Consider the following 13,635-nt stretch of genomic DNA (forward strand, 5'->3'; position numbering starts at 1 on the left):
GCGCGCCCGCAGTTTATTGTCGTTGCTCAATAATATTATAAACCGCCAGCGCATCCCTGGTTGCTTTTACATCGTGCACTCGCACAATTGCCGCACCCCTCGCCACTGCCGCCAAAGCGGCGGCAATACTGGCGTGAACCCGGTTGCCTACTTCGTTACCGGTAATTTTCCCCAACATTGCCTTGCGCGACAACCCCACCATTACCGGCACGCCAAGATCGGTGAAGCGGTCGAGGTGGCGCAACAACTGGATATTATGGTCGTGCGTTTTACCAAAGCCAAAACCGGGATCTATTACCAACCGCTCACGCGAGATACCTGCGGCTTGCGCCGCATCGAGGCGCTGCTGCAGAAAGGTTTTCACTTCCGTCACCACATCATCGTATCGAGGATCGATTTGCATGCTGTGCGGGGCACCGCGCATGTGCATGAGGCATGCTGCCGCGCCGCCGGCCGCAACCGCCTCTAGCGCACCCGCTGCCTGTAGTGCATTGACATCGTTAATCATGGCTGCGCCAGCCGTTATCGACGCACGCATCACCTCCGGCTTGGAGGTATCGACCGAAACAGATACGTTCATGCCAGCCAAAGCTTCCACTACCGGGATGACGCGGCGCAACTCTTCCTCCACACTGATGGAGGTGCTGCCGGGACGGGTGGATTCGCCGCCGACATCCAGCCAGTCCGCTCCCTCTTCAACCAAGCGTACCGCATGGTGGAGCGCACGTTCGGTCGATCCGCACAAACCGCCGTCAGAAAAGGAGTCTGGCGTTACATTGACGATCCCCATCACGAGGGCGCGGCCAGGATGATGCGCGTTAAGTTGCGGAAATAGCGGCACGGAAATCCGAGGTATAGTCGTCAATTAGAAAATGAAAAAAGGCGGGACAAGCCCGCCTTTTTTCTTTTAGATGCCCAGCTTGGGAATACCTTACGTTAAACTTCCTGAGCTGGGGTTGCTGTTGGCGCCGGTGCCGTCGGAGGCGTATTGTCCCTGGGCGGCGTCGACGTGGACTTGCTGGGCTTCGGAGCCCGCGGTGGGCGACCTTCCATTATATCGCCGATCTGATCGGAGTCTATGGTTTCCCATTCCAGCAGCGCTTTGGTCATCACCTCGATTTTATCGCGATTTTCCTCGATCAGCTTGCGGGCCAACGTGTACTGCATATCGATGATACGGCGAATTTCCACGTCCACCTTCTGCATGGTGGCTTCGCTGACGTTCTTGTGGGTGGTAACGGAGCGACCGAGAAAAACTTCTCCCTCATTCTCGCCATATACCATTGGACCAAGGGAATCCGACATGCCCCATTGCGTAACCATACGCCTTGCCATTTCCGTAGCGCGCTCGAAGTCATTGGACGCGCCCGTCGTCATCTGCCCCATGAACACTTCCTCGGCGATACGCCCGCCGAACAGCACCGCAATGTTCTGCAGAATTTCTTCGCGATCCATGCTGAAGCGATCTTCCGTCGGCAACTGCATTGTCACACCCAGCGCGCGTCCTCGCGGAATGATGGAAACCTTGTGTACCGGGTCGGTCCTGGGCAGCAACTGCGCCACTACCGCATGCCCGGATTCATGATAGGCAGTGTTGCGCCGTTCGCGTTCCGGCATCACCACGGAGCGACGTTCCGCCCCCATGAAGATCTTGTCCTTTGCGCGCTCGAAATCATCCATATCCACGAGCCGCTTATTGCTGCGTGCCGCAAACAACGCTGCCTCGTTCACCAGATTGGCCAGGTCGGCACCGGACATCCCCGGCGTGCCTCGCGCAATGATTTCCGCATGCACATCGGGCGCGATCGGTACCTTGCGCATATGTACGTGCAGTATTTGCTCACGCCCACGAATGTCGGGTAGCGGCACTGTCACCTGCCGGTCGAAACGGCCAGGACGCAATAGCGCCGGGTCAAGCACATCAGGCCGGTTGGTCGCTGCAATTACAATCACGCCGGCAGTTCCCTCGAAACCATCCATCTCGACCAGCAGTTGGTTCAATGTCTGTTCCCGCTCGTCGTTCCCGCCGCCGAGGCCCGCGCCGCGTTGACGGCCGACCGCGTCGATTTCATCGATAAAAATAATGCAGGGTGCGTGCTTCTTGGCTTGCTCGAACATGTCACGCACTCTCGCCGCACCGACACCGACGAACATTTCCACAAAATCAGAACCGGAAATACTGAAAAACGGAACTTTGGCCTCGCCCGCAATTGCGCGAGCCAGAAGAGTTTTACCCGTGCCCGGGCTTCCCACCATCAATACACCGCGGGGAATCCGTCCCCCCAACTTCTGGAACTTACTGGGATCGCGCAAGAATTCGACCAGCTCCGAAACCTCTTCTTTGGCCTCCTCGCAACCCGCCACGTCAGCAAACGTTACCTGATTGGTGGATTCGTCAAGCATGCGCGCCTTGCTCTTTCCGAACGAGAACGCACCACCACCCCGGCCGCCTCCCTGCATTTGGCGCATAAAGAAAATCCATACGCCTATCAGTAGAAGCATCGGGAACCATGAGACGAAAATGTTCATCAGCAGCGATGGCTCTTCTTCCGGTTTGGCGTCAATGATGACGCCCGCCTTCAGCAGGTCGCTCACCATCCAGGGATCCGAGGGCGTGTAGGTGGTAAACCGCCGGCCATCGGATTTGGTACCTTTCAGCGTCCGCCCTTCAATGGTCACCTTGGCAATCCTGCCCTGCTTTACTTCGTCGATGAACTGCGAGTATTCCATCGGCGCCTGTGCTGCCTGTCGCGTGCTGAACTGATTGAACACCGTCATCAGCACCAAAGCAATCACAAGCCAGATGGCCATGTTTTTAATGAGATTGTTCAAGATAGCTCCTTGGCTTGCGCCGTCAAAATCCTTGAATGCTTCATTCTAAACCCATTTCGAGATTTATAATAGCCGGCCTGCCATGGCTCTTATAGCATTTCGCAAACCCGGTGTTTCGTAAACTCGCCTGCCTATCATTTGCTTTCGGTTCAAATGCTCATCTCCGCTTCCCCATCCCCAGCAAATAGAGTTCACTGCTGCGACCGCGGGATGCCTCAGGCTTACGTGTTATCACCCGACTGAATGTAGCACGCATTGCGCGTAAAAACCCCTCAAAACCGGAACCTTGAAATACTTTGACGAGAAAATTACCGTCAGAGTTCAATCGCTCCGCGGAAAACTCCAATGCAAGCTCCGCCAGATACATGCCGCGCGCTTGATCGGTTACGCCTATGCCCGTTATATTAGGTGACATATCCGAAATTACAAGGTCAAGAGGATATTTCCCAAGATGTATTTTCAGTTCCGCTAAAACGGACGCTTCGGTGAAATCGCCTTGAATGAAGGTAACCCCGGGCAAAGCCGTCATTTCCAGCCGATCCAGCGCAACCACCCTGCCTTTTCCAGCCAGTTTTTCTGCCGCCACTTGCGACCAGCCACCCGGAGCCGCGCCGAGGTCCACCACTGTCATGCCTGGCCGAAGCAGATGATCACGCTCGGCAATCTCGATCAGCTTGTAAGCGGCACGTGAACGGTAACCTTCTTTTTTTGCCTGTTTTACAAAAAAATCATTCACATGCTCTTTCATCCAGGCTTTGCTGGTTTTGGAGGATTTCATCGCGTAAAATGGACGATTTTCGGAAAACTAATGTTAGAACTCGCACTCGCCAGACGGCGAGCACTCAAGGCGCTTGCCCATGCCATCAAGCCAGTTGTCTGGATAGGCGGAGCCGGTCTGTCGGAAGGCGTTATCCATGAACTGGATCAGGGCCTCAAAAGTCACGAGCTGATCAAAATCAAGGTATCGGGGGATGAGCGTGAAGCAAGAAATATTCTGCTGGGTGAAATCTGCGAGCGGCTCGGAGCCGCTCCTATACAGCATATCGGCAAGATACTGGTGATCTATCGTCCCAAGCCGGAAAAAATAATCTCACCTGACACCCCTCCGCTTCGCAATGAGAAGAAGCCACGCCGAACCAGACAGGGTTTACCGGGCGGCATCCCGAACTGATACGTTACTGCGCATTGCCCATCGAAAATGGATATGGCAATGCTCAAACATATCTGACGTCAAGAATCTCATACTCCCGTAATCCGCCCGGCGCCATGACTTCGGCCACGTCCCCGGGGTACTTGCCGATCAGCGCGCGAGAAATGGGGGAACTGATGGAGATTTTTCCCTCCTTGATGTCGGCTTCGTCGTCCCCGACAATCTGGTAAGTTACCGTCGTCGCGTTGGCCATGTCCTCCAGATCGATCGTTGCGCCAAATACGCAGGCGCCATCCGCGTCGAGCAAAGCGGGATCGATGACCTGAGCATTGGAAAGCTTGCTCTCCAATTCAGCGATGCGTCCCTCGATAAAACCCTGTCGTTCCTTGGCGGCTTCGTATTCCGCATTTTCGGAAAGATCACCGTGAGCGCGAGCTTCCGCGATCGCCGCGATAACAGCCGGACGCTGCACGGATTTCATTTCTTGCAATTCAGCGCGCAGTTTTCCAGCGCCGATTACCGTTAAGGGGATTGTGCTCATAAGACTTTTATCACCACCTGTTTTGTATTCGATTTCGTTGATCGATCTATTTCGCTAAATTTGCGGTAAGTCCGTTCCCTGCGCCTTGAACGGCACATTCCCATCTCCATCTGCATGAAAGGATGCCGCTGGCGTCACGCCTCGCAATCCGTGAAGTGTTTGTAAACTGTAGGCTTGCAACTCCTGCATGCTTGCCATGCCGATGCAGGCAGCGCGCGCGCCTGCCAGCGTGGTGTAATAGGTTACCCGTGCCTGCAACACGGCATGACGGATCGAGTAAGAGTCGTGAATCGCGCTCCGCTTGTCTTCCACAGTATTGATAATCAAAGCCATCTCACCGTTTTTGATCATGTCCACTATGTGTGGGCGCCCTTCCGCCATCTTGTTTACCGGCGTTACGGCCAGCCCCGCCGAGCTCAGGACTGTTGCAGTACCACGGGTAGCATAAAGCGTGAATCCCAGTTGCGCAAGATTGCGCGCAATTTCCACCACGCGAGGCTTATCCGTTTGGCGGACGCTGATGAAGACTTTACCCGAGAGCGGGAGTTTTACGCCGGCGGCCAGTTGCGACTTCACAAACGCTTCGGCAAACGTTTGCCCCACTCCCATCACTTCACCGGTAGACTTCATTTCGGGTCCGAGTATGGTATCTACACCCGGAAATTTTATAAAAGGAAAGACAGCTTCCTTTACGGAATAATAGTAAGGAATGAATTCCTTGATCACACCCTGGCGTGCAAGCGTTATCCCCGTCATGCAGCGCGCGGCAATTTTTGCCAATTGCAATCCGGTGGCTTTGGATACGAAAGGCACGGTACGAGAGGCTCTCGGATTTACCTCGAGTACGTAAACGGTATCACCCTGAATGGCAAATTGCACATTCATCAATCCTACGACCTTGAGCGCGCGCGCCATTGCCGAGGTCTGGCGACGCAGCTCATCCTGGATCGAAGCCGACAGGTTGAAAGGCGGCAGCGAACATGCCGAATCGCCTGAATGCACACCGGCCTGCTCGATGTGTTCCATGATTCCTCCAATCAGCACGGCTTCGCCATCGCAAATCGCATCCACATCCACTTCCACTGCGTCGTTCAGAAAATGGTCCAGCAGCACCGGCGAATCGTACGAAACCTTCACGGCCTGGTGCATGTACCGTTCAAGATGTGCTTGCTCATGGATGATTTCCATGGCTCGTCCTCCCAGTACGTAACTGGGGCGAACCACCAGCGGATAACCGATTTCGCCGGCAGCGGCAATCGCTGCTTCCGCATTTCGCGCGATACGGTTTGGTGGTTGTTTCAGCCCAAGCTGATGCAGCATTTTCTGAAAGCGCTCCCGATCCTCGGCACAGTCGATCATGTCCGGGCTGGTACCGATAATCGGGACCCCGTTAGCCTCGAGATCGCGCGCAAGCTTCAGCGGTGTCTGCCCGCCATATTGCACGATGACACCCAACGGCTTCTCCACCGCGACGATCTCGAGTACGTCTTCCAGCGTCAGGGGCTCGAAATAAAGCCGATCTGAGGTATCGTAATCGGTCGAGACCGTCTCGGGATTGCAGTTGACCATGATAGTCTCGAAACCATCCTCGCTTAAAGCCAACGCTGCATGAACACAGCAGTAATCGAACTCGATACCCTGACCGATACGGTTGGGGCCGCCCCCCAGTACCATGATCTTCTTCCTGTCACTCGGCAGCGCTTCACATTCCTCTTCGTAGGTGGAGTACATATAAGCGGTACGGGTGGCAAACTCGGCGGCGCAGGTATCGACCCGCTTGTATACCGGACGCAGACCGAACTGGTGTCGCCGGGCGCGAACTGCCTCCTGAGTCACATTCATCAACTTCGCCAGGCGCTGATCGGAGAACCCGCTACGTTTCAGTTTACGCAATGCCTGCAGATCAAATGTATCCAGAGGTTTTCCGGCAACGGACTGCTCCTGCCTTACCAGATCTTCGATCTGGGCCAGGAACCAGGGATCGATGCGCGTATGCTCGTGAATTTCGTCAAAAGCCATGCCGCAACGAAACGCGTCGGCAACAAACCAGATCCGGTCCGGACCCGGATCAGCCAGTTCGGCTGCGATCGTTTCAATATCCGCCGTTTTCTCATCCAATCCGTCTACGCCGATCTCCAGTCCACGCAGGGCTTTTTGAAAAGATTCCTGAAAAGTTCGCCCAATCGCCATGACCTCGCCCACCGACTTCATCTGTGTGGTGAGGCGATCATTGGCCTGGGGAAATTTCTCAAAAGCGAAACGCGGTATTTTGGTGACGACATAATCGATGGATGGCTCGAATGATGCCGGCATCGCCCCGCCGGAAATGTCGTTCCTGAGTTCATCCAGTGTGTAACCCACCGCGAGCTTGGCCGCCACCTTTGCGATGGGAAATCCCGTCGCCTTCGAAGCCAGCGCAGAGGAGCGCGATACCCGCGGATTCATCTCGATTACAAGCATGCGTCCATCCTGCGGGCTGATAGCAAACTGCACATTGGAACCGCCTGTTTCCACCCCTATTTCGCGCAACACCGCTATCGATGCATTACGCATGATCTGGTATTCCCTGTCGGTCAGGGTTTGTGCCGGGGCTACGGTGATGGAGTCTCCGGTGTGCACACCCATGGGATCGAGGTTTTCAATGGCGCAGATGACGATGCAATTGTCTTTCGTATCGCGTATTACCTCCATTTCAAATTCTTTCCAACCGATGACCGATTCCTCGATCAACAATTCCCGCGTAGGCGAAGCTTCCAGCCCACGTTCGCAGATGTCCAGAAATTCCTCGCGGTTGTACGCGATACCGCCGCCGCTACCCCCCATGGTAAATGACGGACGAATAATAGCTGGATAACCCACCATTGCCTGTACCTGCAGCGCTTCCTCCAGGCTATGGGCAATGGCGGAACGTGCCGAACTCAACCCGATACGGGTCATTGCCTGCTTGAATTTCTCACGATCCTCGGCCTTGTCGATAGCGTCGCGCGAAGCACCGATCAGCTCGACACCGTATTTTTGAAGCACGCCATTCTTGGCCAGGTCGAGAGCACAATTCAACGCCGTCTGTCCGCCCATCGTCGGCAATAGCGCATCCGGGCGCTCGATGGCGATAATCTTTTCCACCATAGGCCAGATAATGGGCTCAATATAGGTGGCATCCGCCATTTCCGGATCGGTCATGATGGTTGCAGGATTGGAATTCACCAGGATGATGCGATAACCTTCCTCCCGCAACGCCTTGCACGCCTGGGTACCCGAATAGTCGAACTCGCATGCCTGCCCGATAATGATAGGCCCCGCACCGATAATGAGGATGGATTTTATGTCGTTACGTTTAGGCATGGCTGCAGTGAAATTTTTGGGGTGACGTCGATACGCTGCTTCAGGAAACGCTGGCTAAATTCCATCAGAAGCGCGTTTCAGCAAAATCGGAATAATCGCAAGGCGCATTGCGGGCAGCAGCCGGATCCTTCTCCCTCTGGTAGCGCTAAGGAATACCATGCAGTGAGCGCCCGTGCCGGATCTATTCAGGAGTCTCTTTCATATTTGTATTTCACCCGTTTCTCTCCATCAATCCGATAAATTTATCGAATAAATAATCCAGATCGTGAGGCCCGGGACTTGCCTCGGGATGTCCCTGAAAGCAGAATGCGCGCTGGCCAATCAACTCGAATCCCTGCAAGCTGCCGTCAAATAACGACAGATGCGTAACGCGCGCATTCTTTGGCAGGGTATCGATATCTACCGCGAAGCCGTGGTTCTGACTGGTAATCGCTACTGTTCCACTGTCCAGATCCTTCACGGGGTGATTGGCGCCGTGGTGGCCGAATTTCATCTTTATGGTCCTGGCCCCACTCGCCAACCCCAGCAGTTGGTGCCCCATGCAAACACCAAAGATGGGTACTTCTTCTTCAAGCAATCTTCTGATTGTGGAAATTGCGTAATCGCAGGGCTCCGGATCGCCAGGTCCATTGGAAAGAAATACACCGTCGGGTCGCAGTGCCAGAATCTCGTCAGCGGTGGTTTGAGCAGGAAATACCGTAACCTTGCAGTGGCGTTGCGCCAATTTGCGCAGCATGTTGCGCTTAACGCCAAAATCCAACGCGGCGACATGAAAGCGGGGGTTCTTATCGACCTGGTAATCGCACCCCAACCTCCATTCACCTTCGTTCCATTCGTAAGGCTGAGTGCAACTCACGACCTTAGCCAGATCCATTCCCATCAGCCCGGGAAATTCCCGGGCGTGTTTCAGCGCTTCAGCCTCATCGGGAAAACCCGCCATGATACAACCTGACTGCGCACCTTTTTCGCGCAAGATACGCGTAAGCTTGCGCGTGTCAATATCCGCAATCGCCACCACGCCATGTTGCCTGAGGTACTCCGGCAAGGTCTGGGTCTGTCTCCAATTACTTGAGACGAGGGAAAGATCCCGGATCACCAGGCCCGCGGCATATACGCGATCGATGTTGCCGGATTCCACATCATCCGGATTGGCGCCCGTATTGCCAATGTGCGGATAAGTCAACGTAATGATCTGCCGGCAATACGAAGGATCAGTCAGTATTTCCTGGTAGCCGGTCATGGAAGTGTTGAATACGACTTCACCCGTACTGACGCCTTCGAGGCCGATGGATATGCCGCGGAAAACGGTGCCGTCGGCGAGTGCGAGCACGGCATGCGGACGTTGTGACACGGGAGACTCCTGCGAATGGGACAAGACATGAAAATGGGACAAGCTGTCATTGCCCCATTTTATAAGTGCGAGATTATACTTCGAAAAGCGGCTTCAATGAAACTGCCGCCGTATCATGTGACCGCGAAGGCGTGAGCAGCATACCTGGCACAGGATTAATCGCGTAATCCCAGCACATCCTGCATATCAAACAATCCGCTCTGTCTGTCGGCAAGAAATCGCGCAGCACGCAGCGCGCCCTCGGCGAAAGTTGCGCGACTGCCGGCCTTGTGTGAAATCTCGATGCGCTCGCCTGTCCCTGCAAACATCACGATATGATCGCCAACGATATCTCCGCCGCGCACGGTGGCGAAACCAATGGTGCCAGGCGCCCGCTCGCCGGTATTGCCTTCGCGTGCGTAAACCGCAATTTCGGAGAGCTCTCTGCCGAGCGCCCTTGCGATCACCTCGCCCATCTGCAACGCAGTGCCGGACGGCGCATCAACCTTGTGCCGATGGTGCGCCTCAATAATTTCTATGTCGTAACCCGTATTCGGGTTCAATGCCTTGGCCGCCGTCTCCAGCAGTTTGAAGGTAACGTTCACACCCACGCTCATATTGGGAGCAAATACAATTGATATGTCTTTTGATGCGGCTTTGAGTTCTTCTTTTTGTTCAGCCGAAAAACCGGTCGTGCCGATTACCATTTTAACCCCCGCCGCACGGCACGCCGCCAAGTGCGCAAGCGTCCCTTCAGGCCGGGTAAAATCAATCAGCACATCAGTTGCCCGCAACCCGGGAGCAATATCATCGGCAATGGCAACGCCGCACGGCGCACCGGCCAATTCACCCGCATCCCTTCCGAGAAATGGGCTACCGGTACGCTCCAGCGCGGCGCTCAATTGCATGTCCGGGGCTTGGGCGATAGCCTCCAGCAAAGCTCGCCCCATCCGGCCCGAACTTCCAGCGATGGCAATTTTCAATGTCGTCATTATTCTAAATCCGGCGGTTGAACGGGAGGAGCGGGCTCACCAAAAAGGTGGAGCTCACAGAATACGAAAAATTCTTTTTGGTTATAGCGCTTAGTTGACATGAGCGATCAACTGCCGAATTCAGGTTTATCTCAGGAATCTTTTTTCGGATCGCCCGGGTGATCCTATTCTTTCGGCAGGTCTGCTTCCATATTACCCATATCCGCTGCTGGCGACGGCACCAGCCTGGGACCGCGTTTTTCCGGCTCCGGAAAACTTGAAGCTTCATTCACGTAGGGAATTCCGCTCGACGCAGCCATACTGGTGGCAGCCGCCGTTTCACCCTGGGCGGCGATATCGCTTGAACCTGGAATACCGGTTTCCCCTCTATTGGAAGGGGGAGTATCGGTCACTGCGTAAGTCGTGGCTCGGGAACCTTCCTCTTTACTCGACGCAGGGATATCGCCGGGTACTTGATCAGCGCCCTCCTTTCTGGTCATTTGAGTGCCGCTTTCTTCCTTGACCACGGGCCTGGTTGACTCACCCGGCATGGAAGGCTCGGTTGACGGCGGCTGAACAAAAGCAAGCGAAGGCGTGAAAGTGCCATTTGTGCTCACCAGTTTATCGCCTTCAAAAAAAACTGCCAGATGTCTTTGCTCGACCAGCTTCCCCCTCTGCTCGAGGCGATATACATAATCCCAGCGGTTTTCATGGAAAGCGTCACTAATCATGGGAGAGCCCAGCGCAAAGCGTACCTGCGACCGAGTCATGCCGGGTCTTAGTTTGTTCACCATTTCCTGGGTAATGACATTCCCCTGCTGGATTTCGATTTTGTAGATCAAAGATGGAACAGACGAACATCCGGCGAGCAATAGCAAACCGACCAACGTGAGTATTCTTGCGCGCATCGCGACGACGTAGGTTTCCAAAGCGAACTCAACGTTATATGATACAGCAAATAATCTAATGGATGGATATAGAGCTATGAGTAAGTCAAACAATCTCAAGACCATGGGCTTGAAGGCCACGCTGCCGCGCCTTAGAATACTCAGTTTGTTCGAAAGCAGCACGGTGCGCCATCTCTCGGCCGAGGATGTTTACAGAACCCTCATCGGGGAAGGGGAAGATATCGGTCTCGCCACTGTGTACCGGGTGCTGACCCAATTCGAGCAGGCGGGGTTGCTCGAACGTCACCATTTCGAGGGTGGCAAGGCAGTGTTCGAACTTGCCAGCGACGCTCACCACGACCACCTGGTTTGCCTGCAGTGCGGCAGGGTGGAAGAATTTTACGACGCTGAAATCGAGAGGCGTCAAATCAAAATCGCCAAAGATCGAGGCTTTGCCATACATGAGCACTCGCTTTCACTTTACGCGGATTGTATTAAACCTGCCTGCCCGCATCGAAAAACCGAAGAAAAGGGCGGAAACGTGAAAAGTTGAGTTTAATTTTTTTCTGAAACGCGCTGATTCAGGCTATAGTTATGTACTTGAACGCTCCGGATATCGATTCTTCAGCCTGGAAAACGCTGAGATTCGGCTTGCTCCATTCACGGTCTGCTGAATTTACCGTATTCCTCGTCCTCAACTGACTGGGGCAGTCTGTTCGATAAATCAACTTTCAAGGCATACGCAGGTTATCAACCTGCCATGCCCCCGCTGACCCCTTGGAAAAGCAGTTGACCAACGACCGCCCGGACATTACTGTTCAGCTTTTATTCAAATATTTTTTTGCTGTCACTCAACATTGGAAATTCAGGAAAGCATGAGCACGGAATTGACGGGCGCTGAGATTGCAGTGCGTTGCTTGCAAGAAGAAGGGGTAGACCATATTTTTGGTTACCCCGGCGGCGCCGTACTGTTCATTTATGACGAATTATTCAAACAGGACAAGGTCAAGCACGTACTGGTGCGGCATGAGCAAGCGGCGGTGCATGCAGCGGATGGCTACGCTCGCTCCAGTAATAAGGTAGGGGTGGCGCTGGTGACATCCGGACCCGGCGTGACGAACGCCGTGACCGGTATCGCCACCGCTTATATGGACTCGATTCCCCTGGTCATCATCAGCGGGCAAGTGCCAACCTATGCCATCGGATTGGATGCATTTCAGGAAGTGGATACCGTCGGCATCACACGTCCCTGCGTTAAACATAATTTTCTGGTTAAAGATATCACCGAGCTGGCCGCGACCATCAAGAAGGCGTTCTATATTGCCTCCACAGGCCGCCCCGGGCCGGTGCTGGTGGATATTCCAAAGGATGTGAGCCAGCAGAAAACAGAATTTGATTATCCCGCGAACGTCACCATGCGCTCCTACAACCCGATCACAAGGGGACACGCCGGACAAATCAAGAAAGCGGTACAACTGATACTGGAAGCCAAACGTCCGATGATCTACGCGGGCGGCGGCGTCATCCTGAGCGACGCGGCGCCGCAACTGACCGATATGGTGCGAATGCTGGGTTTCCCCTGCACCAATACACTGATGGGATTGGGCGGTTATCCCGCAACCGACAAACAGTTTGTCGGCATGCTGGGCATGCACGGCACCTATGAAGCCAACATGGCGATGCAGCATTGCGACGTGTTGGTGGCCGTGGGGGCCCGCTTCGATGATCGAGTCATAGGCAACCCCAAGCATTTTTCCAATGAAGACCGAAAAATAATACACATAGATATCGATCCTTCATCTATTTCAAAACGTGTGAAGGTGGATATTCCCATTGTCGGCAACGTCCCCGATGTCCTGGACGAGCTGATAAAACTAATCAAGGCGCGCAAGGAAAAGCCCGATCGGGTTGCTCTCGATGCGTGGTGGACGCAGATCGATTTATGGCGCGCACGCGATTGCCTCAAATATGACCGCGCAAGCTCGATTATCAAGCCGCAGATGGTGATTGAAAAACTATATGAGGTAACCGGGGGCAATGCGTTCATCACCTCGGATGTGGGCCAGCACCAGATGTGGGCAGCCCAGTTCTATAAATTCGACCTGCCGAGGCGGTGGATTAATTCCGGCGGTTTGGGAACCATGGGCTTTGGTCTTCCGTCAGCAATGGGCGTGCAGTTTGCCCATCCCGGGGAAATGGTGGCTTGTGTCACCGGCGAGGCCAGCATCCAGATGTGTATTCAGGAATTATCCACCTGCAAGCAGTATAACCTGCCGCTGAAGATCATTAATTTGAACAATCGTTACATGGGAATGGTGCGGCAATGGCAACAATTTTTCCATGGGAATCGTTATGCTGAATCCTATATGGATGCGCTGCCCAATTTCGTCAAACTGGCGGAGAGCTATGGCCATGTCGGCATGCAGGTCGAACGGCCCGGCGACGTGGAAAGCGCGTTGCAAGAGGCCTTCAAACTCAAGGACCGGCTGGTATTCATGGATTTCATAACGGACCAGACCGAAAATGTTTTTCCCATGGTGCCTGGCGGAAAAGGTCTCTCCGAAATGATTCTGGTATAAACA

The 13,635-nt window shown here is 54.3% G+C and carries 11 protein-coding genes; 3 read left to right on the forward strand and 8 right to left on the reverse strand.

Annotated elements, in window-relative coordinates; all coding sequences use genetic code 11:
- Nucleotides 1-13: 13 nt before the first annotated feature.
- The 3 genes from folP to BLP78_RS00805 all read right to left on the reverse strand — a co-directional run bounded on the left by folP (nt 14) and on the right by BLP78_RS00805 (nt 3,610).
- Nucleotides 14-790 (reverse strand): dihydropteroate synthase, encoded by a 777-nt coding sequence (folP, locus tag BLP78_RS00795; protein WP_090455601.1) that lies wholly within the window; start codon nt 788-790, stop codon nt 14-16.
- A gap of 146 nt (nt 791-936) precedes the next feature.
- Entirely contained in the window at nt 937-2,832 is a 1,896-nt protein-coding gene (gene ftsH / locus BLP78_RS00800) for an ATP-dependent zinc metalloprotease FtsH (protein WP_090455387.1), read from the reverse strand.
- A 157-nt stretch (nt 2,833-2,989) separates the two neighbouring features.
- Complete coding sequence (locus BLP78_RS00805; protein WP_090455390.1) at nt 2,990-3,610, reverse strand: RlmE family RNA methyltransferase; 621 nt, start codon at nt 3,608-3,610, stop codon at nt 2,990-2,992.
- A 30-nt stretch (nt 3,611-3,640) separates the two neighbouring features.
- Here BLP78_RS00805 and yhbY point away from each other — a divergent pair, with 30 nt between their 5' ends.
- Nucleotides 3,641-4,003, forward strand: a complete 363-nt coding sequence (yhbY, locus tag BLP78_RS00810; protein WP_090455392.1) for a ribosome assembly RNA-binding protein YhbY — start codon at nt 3,641-3,643, stop codon at nt 4,001-4,003.
- 43 nt (nt 4,004-4,046) lie between these two features.
- Here the strand turns inward: yhbY and greA are convergent, their stop codons facing one another.
- The 5 genes from greA to BLP78_RS00835 all read right to left on the reverse strand — a co-directional run bounded on the left by greA (nt 4,047) and on the right by BLP78_RS00835 (nt 11,095).
- A complete protein-coding gene (greA, locus tag BLP78_RS00815; RefSeq protein ID WP_090455394.1) occupies nt 4,047-4,523 on the reverse strand; it encodes a transcription elongation factor GreA in 477 nt (158 codons plus the stop codon).
- Between the two features lie 54 nt (nt 4,524-4,577).
- Nucleotides 4,578-7,865: a carbamoyl-phosphate synthase large subunit gene (gene carB, locus BLP78_RS00820; RefSeq protein WP_256329927.1), complete on the reverse strand. Its 3,288-nt coding sequence runs from the start codon at nt 7,863-7,865 to the stop codon at nt 4,578-4,580.
- Between the two features lie 211 nt (nt 7,866-8,076).
- A complete protein-coding gene (carA, locus tag BLP78_RS00825; RefSeq protein ID WP_090455396.1) occupies nt 8,077-9,216 on the reverse strand; it encodes a glutamine-hydrolyzing carbamoyl-phosphate synthase small subunit in 1,140 nt (379 codons plus the stop codon).
- 155 nt (nt 9,217-9,371) lie between these two features.
- The gene (gene dapB, locus BLP78_RS00830) at nt 9,372-10,187 is read right to left on the reverse strand and encodes a 4-hydroxy-tetrahydrodipicolinate reductase (RefSeq protein ID WP_090455398.1); all 816 of its coding nucleotides are present in this window, start codon (nt 10,185-10,187) and stop codon (nt 9,372-9,374) included.
- Nucleotides 10,188-10,351: 164 nt separating this feature from the next.
- A complete protein-coding gene (locus tag BLP78_RS00835; protein ID WP_256329928.1) occupies nt 10,352-11,095 on the reverse strand; it encodes an outer membrane protein assembly factor BamE in 744 nt (247 codons plus the stop codon).
- 55 nt (nt 11,096-11,150) lie between these two features.
- Between BLP78_RS00835 and fur the strand changes: the two genes are divergently transcribed.
- Nucleotides 11,151-11,606 (forward strand): ferric iron uptake transcriptional regulator, encoded by a 456-nt coding sequence (gene fur, locus BLP78_RS00840; RefSeq protein ID WP_090455401.1) that lies wholly within the window; start codon nt 11,151-11,153, stop codon nt 11,604-11,606.
- Between the two features lie 304 nt (nt 11,607-11,910).
- Nucleotides 11,911-13,632 carry an acetolactate synthase 3 catalytic subunit gene (locus tag BLP78_RS00845; RefSeq protein ID WP_256329929.1) on the forward strand — a complete coding sequence of 574 codons (1,722 nt, stop codon included), beginning with the start codon at nt 11,911-11,913 and terminating at the stop codon, nt 13,630-13,632.
- The last annotated feature ends 3 nt before the right edge of the window (nt 13,633-13,635 follow it).

This window comes from Nitrosospira sp. Nsp1, assembly GCF_900100985.1.
Lineage (GTDB): Bacteria > Pseudomonadota > Gammaproteobacteria > Burkholderiales > Nitrosomonadaceae > Nitrosospira.